20 protein-coding genes are annotated in these 18,090 nt (G+C 74.0%); 12 read left to right on the forward strand and 8 right to left on the reverse strand.

The features are described 5' to 3' along the window. Positions 1 to 20: 20 nt before the first annotated feature. The 4 genes from HL663_RS07170 (at position 21) to HL663_RS07185 (ending at position 3,318) form a co-directional block, all read left to right on the forward strand. Entirely contained in the window at positions 21 to 1,187 is a 1,167-nt protein-coding gene (locus HL663_RS07170) for an alanine racemase (RefSeq protein WP_286175994.1), read from the forward strand. Next, positions 1,184 to 2,488, forward strand: coding sequence for a D-arabinono-1,4-lactone oxidase (locus HL663_RS07175; RefSeq protein ID WP_286175995.1), 1,305 nt, complete (start codon positions 1,184 to 1,186; stop codon positions 2,486 to 2,488). The genes HL663_RS07170 and HL663_RS07175 overlap by 4 nt, the downstream gene beginning before the upstream one ends. Positions 2,489 to 2,773: 285 nt before the next feature. After that, entirely contained in the window at positions 2,774 to 3,040 is a 267-nt protein-coding gene (locus HL663_RS07180; RefSeq protein WP_173027713.1) for a type II toxin-antitoxin system Phd/YefM family antitoxin, read from the forward strand. Continuing rightward, positions 3,037 to 3,318: a type II toxin-antitoxin system RelE family toxin gene (locus HL663_RS07185; RefSeq protein WP_173027714.1), complete on the forward strand. Its 282-nt coding sequence runs from the start codon at positions 3,037 to 3,039 to the stop codon at positions 3,316 to 3,318. The genes HL663_RS07180 and HL663_RS07185 overlap by 4 nt, the downstream gene beginning before the upstream one ends. Positions 3,319 to 3,357: 39 nt before the next feature. On the opposite strand, the gene cysM is transcribed toward HL663_RS07185, so the two are convergent. The 3 genes from cysM to HL663_RS07200 form a co-directional block, all read right to left on the reverse strand. Then, entirely contained in the window at positions 3,358 to 4,272 is a 915-nt protein-coding gene (gene cysM / locus HL663_RS07190; protein ID WP_216842698.1) for a cysteine synthase CysM, read from the reverse strand. 49 nt (positions 4,273 to 4,321) lie between these two features. Continuing rightward, the gene (locus HL663_RS07195) at positions 4,322 to 5,332 is read right to left on the reverse strand and encodes an ATP-binding protein (protein ID WP_173027715.1); all 1,011 of its coding nucleotides are present in this window, start codon (positions 5,330 to 5,332) and stop codon (positions 4,322 to 4,324) included. A gap of 89 nt (positions 5,333 to 5,421) precedes the next feature. After that, on the reverse strand, positions 5,422 to 5,709 hold the full coding sequence (locus tag HL663_RS07200; RefSeq protein WP_173027716.1) for a hypothetical protein: 288 nt from the start codon (positions 5,707 to 5,709) through the stop codon (positions 5,422 to 5,424). A gap of 195 nt (positions 5,710 to 5,904) precedes the next feature. Between HL663_RS07200 and HL663_RS07205 the strand changes: the two genes are divergently transcribed. Then, positions 5,905 to 6,486, forward strand: coding sequence for an alpha/beta fold hydrolase (locus HL663_RS07205; RefSeq protein WP_286175996.1), 582 nt, complete (start codon positions 5,905 to 5,907; stop codon positions 6,484 to 6,486). A gap of 15 nt (positions 6,487 to 6,501) precedes the next feature. Here HL663_RS07205 and HL663_RS07210 read toward each other — a convergent pair whose 3' ends face one another. The 5 genes from HL663_RS07210 to HL663_RS07230 form a co-directional block, all read right to left on the reverse strand. Further along, entirely contained in the window at positions 6,502 to 6,765 is a 264-nt protein-coding gene (locus HL663_RS07210) for an Ada metal-binding domain-containing protein (protein WP_173027717.1), read from the reverse strand. Between the two features lie 49 nt (positions 6,766 to 6,814). Further along, positions 6,815 to 7,393, reverse strand: coding sequence for an excalibur calcium-binding domain-containing protein (locus HL663_RS07215; RefSeq protein ID WP_286175997.1), 579 nt, complete (start codon positions 7,391 to 7,393; stop codon positions 6,815 to 6,817). A gap of 100 nt (positions 7,394 to 7,493) precedes the next feature. Next, positions 7,494 to 8,486, reverse strand: a complete 993-nt coding sequence (rarD, locus tag HL663_RS07220) for an EamA family transporter RarD (RefSeq protein WP_173027718.1) — start codon at positions 8,484 to 8,486, stop codon at positions 7,494 to 7,496. After that, a complete protein-coding gene (locus HL663_RS07225) occupies positions 8,483 to 9,550 on the reverse strand; it encodes a 2-oxoacid:ferredoxin oxidoreductase subunit beta (protein ID WP_173030051.1) in 1,068 nt (355 codons plus the stop codon). The genes rarD and HL663_RS07225 overlap by 4 nt, the downstream gene beginning before the upstream one ends. A 17-nt stretch (positions 9,551 to 9,567) precedes the next feature. After that, positions 9,568 to 11,433, reverse strand: a complete 1,866-nt coding sequence (locus tag HL663_RS07230; RefSeq protein WP_216842699.1) for a 2-oxoacid:acceptor oxidoreductase subunit alpha — start codon at positions 11,431 to 11,433, stop codon at positions 9,568 to 9,570. A 229-nt stretch (positions 11,434 to 11,662) separates the two neighbouring features. Between HL663_RS07230 and HL663_RS07235 the strand changes: the two genes are divergently transcribed. From HL663_RS07235 to HL663_RS07265, 7 genes are all read left to right on the forward strand, one after another. Next, positions 11,663 to 11,968: a hypothetical protein gene (locus HL663_RS07235; RefSeq protein WP_173027719.1), complete on the forward strand. Its 306-nt coding sequence runs from the start codon at positions 11,663 to 11,665 to the stop codon at positions 11,966 to 11,968. After that, complete coding sequence (locus HL663_RS07240) at positions 11,965 to 13,695, forward strand: alpha/beta hydrolase (RefSeq protein ID WP_173027720.1); 1,731 nt, start codon at positions 11,965 to 11,967, stop codon at positions 13,693 to 13,695. Before HL663_RS07235 ends, HL663_RS07240 begins: the two co-directional genes overlap by 4 nt. A 26-nt stretch (positions 13,696 to 13,721) precedes the next feature. Continuing rightward, positions 13,722 to 14,279, forward strand: coding sequence for an LppA family lipoprotein (locus tag HL663_RS07245; protein ID WP_173027721.1), 558 nt, complete (start codon positions 13,722 to 13,724; stop codon positions 14,277 to 14,279). 40 nt (positions 14,280 to 14,319) lie between these two features. Next, the gene (locus tag HL663_RS07250) at positions 14,320 to 14,685 is read left to right on the forward strand and encodes an NADH-quinone oxidoreductase subunit A (protein ID WP_173027722.1); all 366 of its coding nucleotides are present in this window, start codon (positions 14,320 to 14,322) and stop codon (positions 14,683 to 14,685) included. 13 nt (positions 14,686 to 14,698) lie between these two features. Next, positions 14,699 to 15,280, forward strand: a complete 582-nt coding sequence (locus tag HL663_RS07255) for an NADH-quinone oxidoreductase subunit B (protein WP_173027723.1) — start codon at positions 14,699 to 14,701, stop codon at positions 15,278 to 15,280. Beyond that, positions 15,277 to 15,645 carry a DUF2568 domain-containing protein gene (locus tag HL663_RS07260; RefSeq protein ID WP_173027724.1) on the forward strand — a complete coding sequence of 123 codons (369 nt, stop codon included), beginning with the start codon at positions 15,277 to 15,279 and terminating at the stop codon, positions 15,643 to 15,645. Before HL663_RS07255 ends, HL663_RS07260 begins: the two co-directional genes overlap by 4 nt. Positions 15,646 to 15,790: 145 nt before the next feature. Continuing rightward, positions 15,791 to 17,851: a PhoX family protein gene (locus HL663_RS07265; RefSeq protein WP_173027725.1), complete on the forward strand. Its 2,061-nt coding sequence runs from the start codon at positions 15,791 to 15,793 to the stop codon at positions 17,849 to 17,851. Positions 17,852 to 18,090 lie beyond the last annotated feature (239 nt).

The following is an 18,090-nucleotide window of genomic DNA, read 5'->3' on the forward strand; positions in this document are numbered from 1 at the left end:
ATCGCACTAGGGTCGGCCCCGTGGAACCGGTGCCCGACGGCGTGACCGCCCAGTGGGACGCGGCGACCGCGGGGCGGCCCGCGCCGCTGGTCGTCCTCGACCTCGACGCGTACGCGGCGAACGCCGACGATCTCGTGCGGCGGGCCGGCGGGCGACCGATCCGGGTGGCGTCGAAGTCGCTGCGCTGCCGCTGGGTCCTCGACGACGTGCTGACGCGCCCGGGCTTCGCCGGGGTGATGGCCTACGCCGTCCGCGAGGCGGTGCGGCTGCACGGGGCCGGCGTCCGTGACCTCTACGTCGCCTACCCCTCGGTCGACGTCGGGGCGATCCGCGAGGTCGCGGCCGACGACGACCTGCGCCGCGAGGTGACGCTGACCGTCGACTCGGTCGAGCACGTGCGCTGGCTGCGCGACACCCTCGACCCCGCGGTGCGCGGCGTCGGGGTGGCCGTCGACGTCGACTGCTCGGTGCGCGTCGGGCGGCTGCACCTCGGCGTGCGTCGCTCGCCGACCCGCACCCCGGCCCAGGCCCTCGCCGTCGCGCGCGCGGCGCAGGGCATCGGGCTCGAGGTGCGCGGGCTGATGTTCTACGACGCGCAGGTGGCCGGCCTGCCCGACACCCCGCCGGTGCGCCTGCTCAAGAGACGCTCCGTGGCCGAGCTGCGCGAGCGGCGGGCGGCCGTCGTGGCGGCGGTGCGGGCCGAGGCCGACCTGCAGTTCGTCAACGGCGGCGGCACCGGCAGCCTGCACACCTTCGCGGGCGACGACTCGGTCACCGAGCTCGCCGCGGGCTCCGGGCTCTACGCGCCGACGCTCTTCGACGGCTACGACGCCTTCAGCCCGCGGCCCGCGATGGCCTACGCGCTCGACGTCGTGCGGCGGCCGGCGCACGACATCGTCACGGCGTTCGGCGGCGGGTACGTCGCCAGCGGCGAGCCCGGCTGGTCGCGGGTCCCCGCGCCGGTGCGCCGCGGCTGGTCGCTGCTGCGCACCGAGGCGGCGGGGGAGGTGCAGACCCCCGTCGCCGGCGAGGGCGTGCGCGGCCTGGCCCTCGGCGACCGGGTGTGGCTGCGCGGTGCCAAGGCCGGCGAGACGCTCGAGCGCTTCGACACCCTCCACCTCGTGCGCGGCGGGCGGCTCGTCGACGCGGTGCCCACCTACCGCGGAGAGGGATGGAACCACGGATGAGCGCGACTTGGCGCAACTGGGGCGGCAACGTCGTCGCGCACCCGCGCGTCGTCACCGACGTCTCGACGGTCGAGGGCGTCGTCGGCGCCGTGCGCTCGGCCGCCGAGCGCGGGTTGGCCCTGCGCGTCGCCGGCACCGGCCACTCCTTCACCCCCCTCGTCGCGACCGACGGGGTGCTGCTGCGCGTCGACGGCCTGAGCGGCGTCCTCGGCGTGGACCGCGAGCGGATGCGCGTGCGCGTGGCCGCCGGCACGCCGCTGCACCGGCTCAACCCCGCCCTGCAGGCGCTCGGGATGGCGCTGCCCAACCTCGGCGACATCGACCGGCAGACCATCAGCGGCGCGACGGCCACCGGCACGCACGGCACGGGGGTGCGGCGGCAGGGCATCGCCGCGGCCGTGTGCGGGATGGTCCTCGTGCTCGCCGACGGGTCGGTGCTGCGCTGCTCGGCCGAGGAGTCGCCCGAGGTGTTCCGCGCGGCGCGGGTCGGGCTGGGGGCCCTCGGCGTGGTCGTCGAGGTCGAGCTGCAGTGCGTGCCGGCGTTCCGGCTGCACGCGCGCGAGTCGGGGGAGTCGTTCTCGTCGGTGCTCGGACGCCTCCACGAGCTCGCCGACGCGCACGACCACGTCGACATGCACTGGTTCCCGCACACCGACCGGGTGCTGCTCAAGCGCAACGACCGCGTCGCGCCGGGGGAGGGGCCGGGGCCGCTGCCGGGCTGGCGGCGGCGCCTGGACGACGACCTGCTGGCGAACCGGCTGTACGAAGGCGTCAACCGGGTGCTGACCCGGGCGCCCGCGGCGACGCCGCGCGTCAACCGGCTCAGCGCGCGCGTGCTCGGGGCGCGGGAGTACGCCGACGACTCGTGGCGGGTCTTCTGCTCCTCGCGCGAGGTGCGGTTCGTCGAGTCCGAGTACGCGGTGCCCCGCGCCTCGGTCGTGCCGGTGCTCGAGGAGCTGCGGGCGTGGTTCGAGCGCTCGGGCGAGCCGGTGCCCTTCCCGGTCGAGGTGCGCTTCATCGGCGCCGACGACGTCTGGCTCTCGATGGCCCACGAGCGAGAGAACGCCTACGTCGCCGTGCACCAGTACCACCGGATGGACCCCTCGCGCCTGTTCGCCGCCTTCGAGGCGATCGTCGCCGAGCACGAGGGTCGGCCGCACTGGGGCAAGGTCCACACCCTCGGCGCCGACCGGCTGCAGGCGCTCTACCCGCGCTTCGACGACTTCCGCGCGGTCCGCGACCGCCGCGACCCGGGGCGCCTCTTCACCAACGCGCACGTCGCCCACCTCCTCGGCGACTGACGGCGCTGGCCGTGAGCTTCCCCACCGCCGCCACAGGGCGTCACGTTGGGGGCGGCCGCAGCGGGGGACTCGACTCAGCCGACTGGCCCGATGGCGAGCGTGTCCGATCGGCTTAGGGAACTCGCTTCGCTGCACCGAGACGGAATTCTGTCGGACGAGAAGTTCGCTTCTGCGAAGGCGAAGCTGCTCGACTCGTTCTGACGATCTCCGGCCGAGGTCTGCGCGAGCGCTGGACTTCTGAGGTCGGCGTTGCAGGATGAGCGATGAAGCGCCACAATTGTGGTCATGAGCGTCGAGCCACTGCGCGAGGTCCGTGACCACTTCAGCGACGTCGTCGACCGCGTCGAACGCGAGCACGAGCGGGTGACCGTGACGCGTAACGGGCGCGCGGCCGCGGTGATCATCAGCCCGGAGGACCTGGCCGAGCTCGAGGAGACGTTGTCCGTCCTCAGCGACCCTCGCGCGCTCGCGGACATCCGCGAGGCGGACGCGGCCTACGCCTCGGGCGATGTCGTTCGCGGGGTGGATGTGGTGCGCGCGCTGCGCCCGTGAGCGACGTCGCGCCCTACGAGCTGGTCCTGACCCCACCGGCTGTCCGGGCGATCCGGTCCGGTCTGCCCGAGGCGGTGGCTGCCGCGGTCGTCGAGTTCCTCACCGGCGCGCTGGTCGACAACCCTCAGCGTGTGGGTAAGCCGCTACGCGCGGACCTGGCCGGCATCCACGCTGCGCGACGGGGGACCTACCGGGTGCTGTACCGCATCCACGAGGAGGCCCGCGAGGTCGTCGTCCTCCGGATCGACCACCGTCGCGAGGTCTATCGGCCTCGATGACCCCACAGCCTGCGGGTCGACCTGCGGCGGTCGAGGGGGTCAGGCGGGGAAGATGCCGCTGGAGAGGTAGCGGTCGCCGCGGTCGCACACGACGAAGACGATCGTCGCGTCGCGCACCTCCTGCGCCACCTGGAGCGCGGTCCAGCACGCGCCGGCCGCGGACGGGCCGCCGAAGATGCCCTCCTCGCGGGCCAGCCGCCGGGCCATCTCCTCGGCGTCGTCCTGGGTGACCTCCACCGTCCGGTCCACCGCCGACGGGTCGAAGATGCTCGGCACGTAGGCCGGGGGCCAGGCCCGGATGCCGGGGATCTTCGAGCCCTCGGCGGGCTGGGCGCCGACGATCTGGACGTCGGGGTTGCGCGACTTGAGGAACCGCGAGACGCCGGTGATCGTGCCGGTGGTGCCCATCGCGGAGACGAAGTGCGTGATGCGGCCGTCGGTCTGGCTCCAGAGCTCCGGGCCGGTGCCGAGCTCGTGGGCGCGCGGGTTGTCGGGGTTGCCGAACTGGTCGAGGACCCGCCCGCGCCCCTCCTGCTCCATCCGGGTCACGACGTCTCGGGCCTCCTCCATGCCACCCGCCGCCGGCGTGAGGACCAGCTCGGCGCCGAAGGCCCGCATCGTCTGGGCCCGCTCGACGGAGGCGTCCTCGGGCATGACGATGACGAGGGGGTAGCCGCTGATCGCGGCGGCCATCGCCAGCCCGATGCCGGTGTTGCCGGAGGTGGCCTCGAGCAGGGTGTCGCCGGGGGAGATCTCGCCGCGTGCCTCGGCGCCGCGGATCATGCTGATCGCGGGCCGGTCCTTGACCGAGCCCGCGGGGTTGTTGCCCTCGAGCTTCGCGAGCAGCACGTTGCCGCGCCGGTCGTTCTCGGGCCCGGGGAGCCGCTGCAGACGCACCAGCGGCGTACCGCCGATGACGTCCTCCATCGTGGGGTACGCCGGGGGAGTGCTCACGAGCCGAGAGTCTAGGACGGCACCGACCGGGGACGACCCCCGTGGCCGGTCAGCGAGCGGCGGCCCCGGACGGCGTGGCGTAGTGGTGGGCGAAGGGCTCGACGTCGGCCGGTGCGTGACCGAGGTGGACGACGACGCGGCACCCGGGGTCGCCGACGGCGATGCGCTCCTCGAGCAGGACCGACGCGCCGACGTCGTGGTTGCGCGCCGCGATGCCGCCGAAGACGCTGGACGTCATCCGGCACAGGGCCGGCGCCTGGCGGACGGTGTCGCCGAACGGGCACCGGGTGTTGACGAGGACCACGCGCTCCGCGGAGGCCTCGACCACGCTGAACCCGCCGTCGATGGCGTGCTTGAGGCGGACGTAGCAGCGGCCGAGCTCCTCCGGGGTGAGGCGGTCGACGACGCCCTCGGCAAGGCGGAACTCGGCCTCCATCTGGCCACCGACGTCGATGCCCACCTGGGCGACCGCGGCCTCCGCCGCGTCCGGCCCGTGGTGGTGCTCGACGGCGCGGGACATCTGGACGACGAGCGCGCGCAGGAAGGACTCGCGCCCGAAGCCGCCGGTGGGGCTCGCCTCGTCGAGCGCCGGCAGCAGCCCGCTGTCCCGTCGTGGCGGGTCGAGGCTGACCGTCGGCCGGCGAGAGACCGCCAGCCGCATCGAGACGACCGTCCCCGACTCGTGGCGCAGCCGGGCGACGACGTCGTGGGCGAGCAGCTCGATGATCCCGCTGCCGCGCCCCGACTCGGCGAGGTCCCCGAGGTCGTCGAGGTCGTCGCCGTCGCCCTCGTCGGGGCCGGTCGGGGTGGGGTGGCGTCCGGACACGGGCAGCGAGGAGCCGACGTCGTACACGGTGAGGGCCGGGTGCTCCTCGGCCCAGCTGAGGGAGACCCACACGGGGCCGGCGGTGTGGCGCAGCGCGTTGCCGACGGCCTCGCTGACGACGAGCTCGGCGTCCTCGACCGCCTCCCGGTCCGGCACCGCGTGCCGGGTCAGGTACCGGCCGATCTCGCGGCGCAGCTCACCGAGCTGGTCGTGCCGGTCGAGGTACCAGTCCATGCCTCTCATGATGGGGGTCCGGGGGCTCGCGCGGTCGCCCGCGTCCCGAGCAGAACAGCGGCGTGCAGGTGTCGGTGGTCCCGGACCCGTCAGCCCAGACCGCGGTGCGCCGCCCACCGCTCGGCGGCGCGGGTGGCGGCGGCGTCGACGAGGGCCCGCAGCTCGGGCGAGTCGGGCATCCGGAAGGACGTGTACGCGCCACGCCCTCCCGCGCTGGGGCGGCCGTAGGCCTTCGCGGCGAGCGTGCCGTCGGGGAGCATCCGGACGTTGAGCGTCGTCAGGAGGAACTCCTCGCCGCGCCGCTCGTCCGTCCACTGCAGGTGCTCCGGGACGGCGACGTTGATCGCCATCGCGCTGACCTCGACCCCGTCGTCCACGGGGCCATCCTGCCCGCGGGTGACGTCCGCCCGCGGCGAACACCCTTGCTCGTGCCGGGTCGGGTGCCGCAGGGTCGAAGGGTGCATCACACGGAGCGGGTCGACGTCGGTCGTGGGATGCACCTCGCGTGCATCATGCGTCGACCGTCGCAACCGTCCGGGGCGCCGCCGGTCGTGCTGCTGCCGGGGACCGGCATGACCGCGCACGACTGGGACGTCGTGACGACCGACCTCGCCCGGGACCGCGACACGTACGCCGTCGACCTGCGCGGACAGGGGGGCAGCGACCGTCCCGGCACCTACTCGATCGCCCTGATGGCCCGGGACGTTGCCGGTCTGCTCGACGTCCTCGGCGAGCCGGTGGTCGACCTCGTCGGACACTCCCTCGGCGGCCTCGTCGCCTGCCGGGTGGCCGCCGAGCGCCCGGAGACGGTCCGGCGACTGATCCTCGAGGACGTCGGGGTCCCACACCGGCGCTCGCCGGCACCCCCGGTGCGGCCGGACGGGGAGCTGCCGTTCGACTGGGCCGTCGTCGAGCAGGTACGCCCCGAGATCGACGACCCCGACCCCGCCTGGCCCCGGCTGATGGCCCACGTCGCCCTGCCGACGCTCGTCGTCGCCGGCGGGTCGACCAGCCACGTCCCGCAGGAGCACGTCCGCGAGCTGTCCGACACGCTGCCGGACGCCCGCCTCGTGACCATCGACGCCGGGCACCTCGTCCACGCCACCGAGCCCCGGCGCTTCACCGCCGCCGTCAGGTCCTTCCTCGACGGCTGACGACCCGCGGCCGGGTCAGGAGTCGTCCCGGTCGGCCTTCCACCGCCGGTACTCCGGCCGGAGGCAGCTGGCGCAGGGGCGGTATCCGGCCGCGAGGGCGACTCCCTCGTCGGCGAAGAACACGCGGTGGGTCACGTACTGCCCCTTGGCGATGTACCGCAGCGCGGTGGGGCAGTCGAGGCGGCCGTAGACCTTCGTGCGTCGGTGCCCACCGAGGGTCCCGGGCACGGTCGACCGACAGGGCTGCCCGTCGCTGCCGAGCAGCGTGTACTCCTTCACGCGGGCGAGTCTGCCCCGCGGCGGGCCGGTCGACCAGCCCCGGACCGGTCTACTCGCAGCCGATGCCGTCGCCGTCGCGGTCGAGGTGGCTGGCGTAGCCGGGGTCGCCACGGTGGACCGGCGCAGCGCCCGCCGCACGGGCTGCGGTGCAGTTCTCGTAGTAGACGCTCGAGACCACCGGACGGGCAGCCGCCCGAGCCTTGGCGGCAGCGGCCGCCTTGGCCTTCGCCTTCTGGGCGGCGACCGCCCTGGCCTTCGCGGCGGCCGCAGCCTTCGCCTTCTTGGCGGCGGCCGCGGCAGCAGCCTTGGCCTTCGCGGCTGCCGCAGCCTTCGCCTTCGCCGCTGCCTTCGCCTTGGCCTCGGCGGCTGCCTTCGCCTTGGCCTGCGCCTCTGCGGCCGCCTTCGCCTCGGCCGCCGCCGTGACCGCGGCCTGTCCGGCGGCGATCTCGTCCTCCACCTGCTGAGCGGCGGCCAGCGCTGCGGCCTCCTGCGCGGAGGCGCTGGACGGTGCGGCCGCGAACGGTTGTGCCCCACCGGATGTGGGGTCGGCCTCCTGGGTGCCGCACGCGGCGACGGTGAGCATCAGAACGGTGGCCGCTGCGGCCCGGGCGACGACAGATGTACGCACGACGAGTTCCCCCTGCTTCGAGTGCTGTGAACCTACGACCTGCACCTTTGCGGCACAAGGGGTTCGCCACCCGGGTTCTGTCCGGGCCGACAGGTCGTCGTCAGACGGTGGGCTCGGGGCAGCCGGGGTCACGCTCGGCGGCGGCGGCGCGGCGCGACGCGCGGGCGGAGGTGAGGGAGTCGTAGGAGAGCAGCACGAGCGCCACCCAGACGATGCCGAAGCCGACCCACAGCCGCCCCGAGACGTGCTCGCCGAGCAGCGTGACGCCGGCGACGAGCTGGAGGACGGGGGTGATGAACTGGATGAGCCCGATCGTCACGAGCGGGATGCGGCGCGCGGCAGCGGCGAACAGCAGCAGCGGGACGGCCGTGACGACGCCGGACAGCACGAGCAGCGTCGTGTGCCCACCGCCGTGCCCGGCGAAGGTCAGCGAGCCCTGCGCCGACAGGACGAACAGCACGACGACGGCCAACGGCGCGAGCACCGTGGTCTCGGCGGCCAGCGAGTGCATCGCCTCGAGCGAGGCGCCCACCTTCTTCTTCACGAGCCCGTAGAGGCCGAACGAGAACGCCAGCGCGAGAGGGATCCACGGCACGACACCGCCGGCGACGGCGAGCCACACCGACGCCAGGGCCCCGACCCCCACGGCGGCCCACTGCAGCGGCCGCAGCCGCTCGCGCAGCACGAACACGCCGAGGGCGACGGTGACGATCGGGTTGAGGAAGTACCCCAGCGCCGCCTCGTAGGTGCGCCCGGTGAGGACGGCGAGCACGTAGATGACCCAGTTGGCGGCGATGAGCAGCCCGGCGACGGTGATGCCGGCGACGAGCCGGGGCCGTGACACGAACGAGCGGATCCACGCGAGGTCGCGCCGCACGAGCAGCACGAGCGCGCAGACGGCGAGGGTCCACAGGATCCGGTGCGCGAGGATCTCTAACGCCCCGGACGGCTTGAGCGCCGCGAAGTACAGCGGGAAGAGCCCCCAGATGCCGTAGGCGAGGAAGCCGTAGCCGGTGCCCCGGCGGACCTCCGCCGCAGCGGCCTCGGCCTCGGTGGCGCCCGACGACGCCGGTTCGTCCCCCGCCGCGGTCACCCCACGGTCCACGTGTCGCGGCCGCGCAGCAGCTCGTCGAGGTCGTCGTCCCCCGCAGGTCCGCCGGCGGCGTCGACCGCGCCCTCGACCTGGGCGCGCACGAGGTCGTCGTACGTCGGCCGGCCGACCTGGCGGAAGATGCCCATCGGCACGTGCGTCATCTCGGGGGAGTCCAGGCGCGAGAGCGCGAAGGCCGCCGACGGGTCCTCGGCCGCGGCGTCGTGGACGACGACCTCGCGGGCGCCGACCTCGGCCTCGGGCACGAACTCCGAGCGGCCGCCGGCGACGCGCACGAGCACGCGGCGGTCGTCCTCCGGCCCGACGGTGACCGGCTCGCCCGAGCGCAGGCGCACGATGCGCGCCGCCTGCTGCGAGCGGTCCTTGAGCACCTCGAACGCGCCGTCGTTGAAGATCGGGCAGTTCTGGTAGATCTCGACGAGCGCGGCGCCCCGGTGCTCGGCCGCGGCCTTGAGCACCGACTTCAGCTCGTCGCGGTCGGACTCCATCGCCCGCGCGACGAACGTCGCCTCCGCCCCGAGGGCCAGCGACACGGGGTTGAACGGCGCGTCGACCGACCCGAGCGGGCTCGACTTCGTGACCGACCCGGTGCGCGACGTGGGAGAGTACTGGCCCTTGGTCAGGCCGTAGATCTGGTTGTTGAACAACAGGATCGTCATGTTGACGTTGCGGCGCAGCGCGTGGATCAGGTGGTTGCCGCCGATGGACAGCGCGTCGCCGTCACCGGTGACGACCCACACCGACAGGTCCGGCCGCGAGGTCGCGAGGCCGGTCGCGATGGCCGGCGCGCGCCCGTGGATCGAGTGCATCCCGTAGGTGTCGAGGTAGTACGGGAAGCGCGAGGAGCAGCCGATGCCGGAGACGAAGACGATGTTCTCGCGGCGCAGCCCGAGCTCGGGCAGGAAGGACTGGACGGCGGCGAGGATGACGTAGTCGCCGCAGCCGGGGCACCAGCGCACCTCCTGGTCGGAGGTGAAGTCCTTCTTCGTCTGCTTCGCGGCGTCGTCCGGCAGGTGCGGCACGTGCTGGAGGCCCGTCACGGGCATCCCGAGCTCGACGGTGGTCACTGGATCTCCTCGAGGGTGGTCGAGACGACGTCGGCGAGCTCGACCGTGGTGAACGGCAGCCCCCGCACCGACGTGTGGGAGCGGACGTCGACGAGGTACTCCGCGCGCAGCAGGAGCGCGAGCTGGCCGGTGTTCATCTCCGGCACGACGACGCGCTCGTAGCGGCGCAGGACCTCGCCGAGGTTCGCGGGGAAGGGGTTGAGGTGGCGCAGGTGCGCCCGCGCGACGCGGTGGCCGGCGTTGCGGATGGTCCGCGTCGCCGACGCGATCGGGCCGTAGGTCGAGCCCCAGCCGAGGACGAGGACCTTCGCGTCGCCGCTCGGGTCGTCGACCTCGACGTCGGGGACGGTGACGCCCGCGACCTTGGCGGCGCGCAGCCGCACCATGAGGTCGTGGTTGTCGGGGTCGTAGCTGATGTCGCCCGTCACGTCGGCCTTCTCGATGCCGCCGATGCGGTGCTCGAGGCCGGGCGTGCCCGGGACGGCCCACGGCCGCGCGAGCGTCTCGGGGTCGCGCAGGTACGGGCGGAAGACCGCAGCACCCTTGTCGTCCACCGCGTTCGGCTCGACGGCGAGGTCGACCGCCATCTCGGGCAGGTCCGACACCGCCGGCACCGACCACGGCTCGGAGCCGTTCGCGAGGTAGCCGTCGGACAGGAGGATGACCGGCGTCCGGTACGTCGTCGCGATGCGGACCGCCTCCATCGCCGCGTCGAAGCAGTCGGCCGGCGTCTGCGCCGCGACGACGGGCACCGGCGACTCGCCGTTGCGGCCGTACATCACCTGGAGCAGGTCGGCCTGCTCGGTCTTGGTCGGCAGCCCGGTCGACGGCCCGCCGCGCTGGATGTCGACGACGACGAGCGGCAGCTCGAGCGAGACCGCGAGCCCGATCGTCTCGGACTTCAGGGCGATGCCCGGCCCCGACGTCGTCGTGACCCCGACCGCGCCGCCGTACGACGCGCCGAGCGCGATGCCGATGCCGGCGATCTCGTCCTCGGCCTGGATCGTCGTCACGCCGTGCCGCTTCATCGACGACAGCGCGTGGAGGATGTCGGACGCCGGCGTGATCGGGTACGAGCCGAGCACGAGGGGGCGGCCGGCTCGGTGAGCGGCGGCGACGAGGCCGAGCGCGAGCGCGGTGTTGCCGGTGACGTTGCGGTAGGTGCCCGGGGCCATCGGCGCGGCCTTGACGACGTACGAGGACGCGAAGTCCTCGGTCGTCTCGCCGTAGTTCCAGCCGGCGCGCAGCGCGGTGAGGTTGGCCTCGAGGATCTCGGGACGGCCGCCGAACTTCTTCGCGAGGAACGCCTCGGTGCCGGTGGTCGGCCGCGTGTACATCCACGACAGGAGGCCGAGGGCGAACATGTTCTTCGCCCGCTCCTTCTCCTTGCGGCTCAGGCCCTCGAACGGCGCGAGCGCCTCGACGGTGATCGAGGTGAGCGCCACCGGGTGCACGTGCCAGGAGTCGAGGCTGCCGTCCTCGAGCGGGTTGGCGTCGTAGCCGACCTTCGCGAGGTTGCGCTTGGTGAACTCGTCGGTGTTCGCGACGATCGTCGCCCCGCGCGGCACGTCGGCGAGGTTGGCCTTGAGCGCTGCCGGGTTCATCGCGACGAGGACGTCGGGGGCGTCACCCGGCGTGAGGACGTCGTGGTCGGCGAAGTGCAGCTGGAAGCTCGAGACGCCGGGCAGCGTGCCCTGGGGGGCGCGGATCTCGGCCGGGAAGTTCGGCAGCGTCGACAGGTCGTTGCCGAGCGCCGCGGTCTCGGAGGTGAAGCGGTCGCCGGTCAGCTGCATCCCGTCGCCGGAGTCGCCGGCGAACCGGATGACGACGCGGTCGAGGGTCTGGACGGTCTTGCTGGTCACGGTGGTCCCTGGGGTGTCGGGAGTGCTCTCGTGGGGCCCAAACCACAGGTGGGCGCACCGTGTTCCATCGTACGTCGCAGGTGAGGGCACCCTTCCTCGCATCCACGCATCGGCCACCCGCCCGTCCACGGGGCGTCGCGACCGGCCCTCATGGGGAGTGCTCCCCCTTGTACGGTCGGGGGACTGCCGGGAGGGTGGGGGCCGACGGTCCACCGGACGAGGGGGAGGCATGGGGTACGAGGTCCAGATCGAGGACCTGCGCAGCTCGGCGCAGGCGGCCCGCGACGCGCTCGACGGCGTCGAGGACACCACGGCCCCCGGCGACCTGCGCGGCATCGCCGCCGCCATCCCCGGGGCGAGCGCCGCCGTGCTCGTCGAGACCGTCGCGACCGGCTGGGAGAGCGACGTGCGCGCCTGGGTGCGGGGCGCCCGCCGCTACGCCGAGGGGCTGGAGTCCGCGGCCACGCAGTACGAGACCGACGACGCCGCCGCCCGCGCCGCGTTCACGCCCGCCGGCCCGAACCAGCCCCGATGAGCCTCACCTGGGGGCAGGTCACGCAGTGGAGGGCCGCGCCCTTCACCACGGCCGAGGAGGCGCTGACGACCAGCCGGCGCACCCTCACCGACCGCGCCGACGACCTGCGCACGATGGCCGGCCCGGCGCGCTGGACCGGCTCGGCGGCCTCGACCGCGAGCACCCGGCTGCGCCGCGTCACGGACGACCTCGAGATCCTCGTCGCCGAGGTGAGCGCCGCCCGCCGGGCCGTCATCGAGGCCGGTGACGCCGTGACCGGTGTCGAGCACGCCGTCGACGCCGCCGTCGAGTACGCGAGCGCCCATGGCCTGACCATCTCGGCCGACGGCACGGTGACCGACGGGACCGGCCTGCAGATGTGCTACGCCACCGAGCACGACGAGGAGGTCGCCCGCCAGGAGCGCCAGGTCCTCGTCGACGAGTGCGTGGCGCGCATCGAGCAGGCGCTCCGCAAGGCCAACGACGTCGACGTCGACCTCGTCGCCGTGCTCACCTCGGTCCGCGACGGCACGATCGCGGACGGCTCGGACCTCTCGCTCGACGAGGCCGCCCACGACGGCGACGCCGCCGGCCACCTCTCGCTCCTCGGGCCGCCGAGCGGCGGCACCCCCGCCGACAACACCGGATGGTGGGAGTCGCTCTCGCCGGAGGAGCAGCAGCGCATCCTCGACGAGCACCCCGACTGGGTCGGCAACCTCGACGGCATCCCGATGGGGGTGCGCGACGAGGCCAACCGGACGCGCCTGGAGGAGACGGCCACCGAGCTGCGCGACCGGCAGCAGGACATCGAGGACGAGCTCGCCGCGATGGACCCCGACCCGTACGACCCCGACTACCTCGCGCTGCTGGCCGAGGCCCAGACCATCCGGGAGCAGCTGGGCGCCATCGACACCCTCGAGAGCGTCCTCGAGGACGACGACCGCCACCTCCTCGTGTTCGACCTGCCCGAGGGCCAGCGGCCCCAGGCGGCCGTCTCGGTCGGCGACGTCGACACCGCCGACCACGTCGGCGTCTTCACCCCCGGCCTGACGAGCACGGTCGAGGGGATGGGCGGCTACGTCGACGACATGGCCGACCTGCGCCGGGCGACCCTCGACGAGCTCCGCCGCAACGGCGACATGTCGGGCACCGTGGCCACGGTGGTCTGGCTGGACTACCAGGCGCCGCAGTGGGGGTCGACGTTCTCCGGGGACTCGGTCGCGCTCTCGGGGTCGGCCGAGGACGGCGGCGCGGCGCTCGCCGACTTCTACCGGGGCCTGAACTCCTCGCGGGCCACCGACCCCGACCTCACCGCGCTCGGCCACTCCTACGGGTCGACGACGACCGGGTACGGCCTCCAGCACGAGGGCACCGGCGTCGACCGCGCCGTGTTCTTCGGCTCGCCCGGCCTCGGCACGAGCGACGTGGACGACCTCGACATCCCGAGCGGCAGCGCCTACTACGCGGAGGCGAAGTGGGACGGGGTCGGCGACATCGGGCGGTTCGGCATCGACCCCTCGGCGATGGACGGCATCAACCACCTCGAGACCGGTGACGCGACGGTCGACGGGCGCGACTACGAGGGCGTCAGCGGCCACTCGAGCTACCTGCAGGCCGAGTCGACGAGCCAGTACAACATGGCCACCGTCGTCTCCGGCCACCCGCAGGACGCCGTCGAGGGCAACAACACCGGCATCACCGACGATCCCCGCGCCTGGGACTGGTGGCCCTCGTGGCTCGGGGGATGACGGCCCGCCGCCTAGGCTGGCCGACCATGGGCGGTCACCGGGGCGGGCGAGGCGCGTGGCGACGCGGCGCGACGGTGCTGGCCGCCGTGGCGCTCGCGGCGACGGCGGGATGTTCTTCGACGACGAGCACGGGAGGCAGCATGGACCCCAGGGAGCAGCTGGCGCAGCGACCGACCTTCGAGCAGGCCGAGAAGGGGTACCTCGCGCTGCTCGGCGAGCTCCGCGACATCGTCGACGCGCAGCAGCCCGGCCTGCGCTGGAACGAGGCCGAGCCGGTCCGCTCCGACCGTGGCGGCTGTGGTGCCCCCTTCGACCGCGTCGACGGGGCGAAGAACGGCAACTACACCTTCGACGGGGCCGAGGGCGCGGTCGAGGACGCCAACTGGACCAAGGCCGTCGACGCGATGAAGGCGCCGCTCGCGGCCCAGGGCTTCACCGAGGTCACCGTCCTCCAGGACGAGCCGGGGGCGCACGAGGTCTCCGTCGGCGACCCGGCCACGGGTGCGCGGGTCGTCTTCGGCACGAAGGCCGGGACGATCCTCACCCTCTACGGCGCGTGCTTCCTCCTCGAGCAGGGCTCCTGACCCCGGACCCCGCCCGGGGGCCCGGCTAGGCTGGCGCGTCATGGAGGGCTACCTCGCCGTCGCGGCGGTCGTCCTCGCGGGTGTGCTCCTCGTGGCCGCCGCGATGGTCGTCCGGCGCCTCGTCGCGCCCCGGGCCGCCGACGCGGCCGGGCTCGCGACGTACGAGTCAGGTGTCGACCCGGTCGGCAGCGGCTGGGCGCAGTCGCAGGTGCGCTACCTCTCCTTCGCGTTCCTCTACGTCGTCTTCGCCGTCGACGCGGTCTACCTCTTCCCGTGGGCGCTCGTCCTGCGCGACGCCGAGCTCGGGGTCGCCTCGCTCGTCGAGGTCGTCGTCTTCGTCGGCGTCCTGCTCCTCGGCCTCGTGCACGCCGGCCGGCGCGGCCTGCTGCGCTGGGACCTGCGATGACGGGGGAGCGCGGATGAGCGTCGACCTGCCGATGCCGCGCGTCGGGCCGCTGGCCGAGCACGCGCCCAAGCCCGTGCGGATGGTCCTCAACTGGGGCCGGCGCTACAGCCTGTGGGTCTTCAACTTCGGGCTCGCCTGCTGCGCCATCGAGTTCATCGCCACGTCGATGGGCCGGCACGACTTCATCCGGCTCGGGGTCATCCCGTTCGCGCCCGGGCCGCGGCAGGCCGACCTCATGGTCGTCTCCGGCACCGTCACCGACAAGATGGCGCCGGCCATCCGCCGTCTCTACGACCAGATGCCCGAGCCCAAGTACGTCATCTCGTTCGGGGCGTGCAGCAACTCCGGTGGGCCGTACTGGGACTCGTACTCGGTGACCAAGGGCGTCGACCAGCTCGTGCCCGTCGACGTCTACGTGCCGGGCTGCCCGCCGCGCCCCGAGGCGCTGCTCCAGGGCATCATCACGCTCCAGGAGAAGATCGCCGCCGAGCGCGTCAGCGGCGCCGCCATCGCCGAGCGCCGTCGCGGCCGGTTCGCCGGCCACCGCGCCGCCACCGCCGCCGACGTCACCCGCGGGCTGGTCGCGCGGCCGTGAGCACGCCCGTCCTCGCGCTGCTGGCGCTCGTCGCCTTCGTCACCGAGCTCGCGCTCTTCGGCGGGGTCGGGGCGCTCGCCCACCACGCCGTCGGCGGGGGAGCGGCCGGCTGGGCCGCGGCCGTCGTGGCGACGCTGCTCGTCCTGCTCCTCTGGGGGCTGTTCATGGCCCCCAAGGCCCGCCTGCGCCTCGCGCCCGGGCCGCGCACGGCCGCGGCGGTCGTCCTCGTCTACGGCGTCGCCTTCGGGCTCTTCGCCGCCGGGTGGACCGGCTGGGCGTGGTTCGTCGGCGTCGCCGGCCTCGTCGTCGTCGCGGCCCAGACGGTGCTGCACCGCCCGGCCGACGCCGGCGCCGCGTCGTCCTGACCGGGCCCTGACCGACGCCTGACCCGCGCGTCACCCGGGCCTCCCGCAATGGTCACCCGGTGTTCCCCCGCAGGACGGCGGCAGGGTCCCCTCCCGGACCTAGCGTCCTGCGCGGACACCCACGCCGAGCCCCGGGAGAACCCCCATGACCATCGCCCCCGAGAACCGCCGGATGCTCTCGCTCGTGCCCCACGCGCGCGGCAAGCGCAGCGCGGTCACGTGCGAGCTGAAGTGCGGCAACGCCTGCGCGCACCCGGCCCCGAACACGAGCGAGAACAGCTACTTCCGCGACGTCGCGAGCGCCGCGTTCAGCCGCCGCCGGATGCTCGGCGGCGTCGGTGGTGGCGCGCTCGCGCTCGCCCTCTCGCCGGCCGGCCAGGCCGCCGCGCACGGAGGTCACGGCGGCGGTGCGCACGCGGGGAAGGGCCTGCGGTTCACCCCGATCGCGCCCGTGCCCGCCGACGTCGACGACCTGACCGTCCCGAAGGGCTGGGCCTGGACGCCGATCATCCGCTGGGGCGACCCGCTCTTCCGCACCTCCCCGGAGTTCGACCCCGAGCACCAGACCGAGGCCGCGCAGCGCCAGCAGGTCGGCTACAACTGCGACTACCTCGACGTCATCGAGCGCCCGGGCAGCCACGGCCGCCGGGCCGTCGCGGTGCTCAACCACGAGTACACGAACGAGACCATCATGTTCCCGCCGGCCGCCGACGAGGAGACCCTCGCCGAGCAGAAGCGCGTGGCGATGGCCGCGCACGGCCTGACCGTCGTCGAGCTGCGCCGCTCCGGCCCCGGCCGCCCGTGGAGCATGGTGCGCGGGGGCCGCCTCAACCGGCGCATCCACCTGCAGACCGAGTTCGCGGTCGACGGCCCGGCCGCCGGCCACCCGCTGCTGCGCACGCAGGACGACCCGCTGGGCCGCCGGATCCTCGGCACGCAGAACAACTGCTCCGGCGGCACGACCCCGTGGGGCACCGTGCTGTCGGGCGAGGAGAACTTCAACCAGTACTTCGTCGCGAACGACACCCCCGAGAACAAGCGCTACGGCATCCCCACGACCGCCGGCGGTCGCGCCTGGTGGACCGTCGACCCGCGCTTCGACGCCCGGCAGCCCGGCTACGAGAACGAGGTGAACCGCTTCGGCTGGGTCGTCGAGGTCGACCCCGAGGACCCCGACTCGACCCCGGTCAAGCACACCGCGATGGGCCGCTTCAAGCACGAGAGCGCCAACATCCGGGTCGCCCCCGACGGCCGGGTCGTCGCCTACTCCGGCGACGACGAGCGCTTCGACTACATCTACAAGTTCGTCTCCTCGAAGAAGATGGTCAAGGGCTCCTCGCGCGCCGCCCGCGAGGCGAACAAGCGCCTGCTGTCCTCGGGCGACCTCTACGTGGCGCGGCTGACCGGCGACAGCCCGGCGGGCCAGATCGACGGCTCGGGCGACCTGCCCGCCGACGAGGCCTTCGACGGCAGCGGCCAGTGGCTGCCGCTCGTCGAGGGCGGCCGCTCGAAGGTCCCCGGGATGAGCGTCGCCGAGGTCCTCGTCTTCACGCGCCTGGCCGCCGACCGCGTCGGCGCCACGAAGATGGACCGCCCCGAGGACGTCCAGCCCAACCCGGTGACCGGCAAGGTCTACGCGGCGCTGACGAACAACACCAACCGCGGCGTCGGCTCCAACCCGCGCGTCGACGAGGCCAACCCCCGCGTCACCAACCGCGAGGGCCACGTCCTCGAGCTGACCGAGCACCGCAACGACCCGACCTCGACCCGCTTCGCGTGGACCCTGCTCCTCGTCTGCGGCGACCCGAGCTCGGCGGGCACGTACTTCGGCGGCTACGACGGCCCGGTCTCGCCGATCTCCTGCCCCGACAACGTCGCCTTCGACTCCACCGGCGCCCTGTGGATCTCGACCGACGGCCAGCCGGGCACCCTCGGCCTCGACGACGCCCTGCACCGGGTCACCCTCACCGGGCGCCAGCGCGGCAAGGTCGAGCAGTTCCTCGCCGTCCCGCGCGAGGCGGAGACCTGCGGCCCGGTCGTCCACGACCGCGACGGGAGCGTCTTCGTCGCCGTCCAGCACCCGGGCGAGGAGGGGTCCTGGGCCGACCAGCACTCCTTCTTCCCGGACTACGTCGCGCCGGGCACCCTCTCCCGCGGCCGCTGGGGCGGGCCGCGCCCGAGCGTCGTGCAGGTGCACCGGGCCTGACCGCTCACCCCCGGCGGGCCGGGACACCCCACGGTGTCCCGGCCCGCCGGCGCGTCCCGACGCACCGCACGTCGCCACCGGACGAAACGCCGGGGCCGCATTGTCCCAACCGGCACACCTGACCCATCCGGATGGCACACAATGACTGCGGGCGCGGAGGTCGGTCCGTGCCCGGAGCCGATGGACCGAGGGTTCATGAGCGAGGTGCGAAGCCCGTCGCGGCGTGGCCAGCGGTCCCG

The organism is Arthrobacter sp. NEB 688, assembly GCF_013201035.1.
Taxonomy (GTDB): Bacteria; Actinomycetota; Actinomycetes; order Actinomycetales; family Dermatophilaceae; genus Phycicoccus.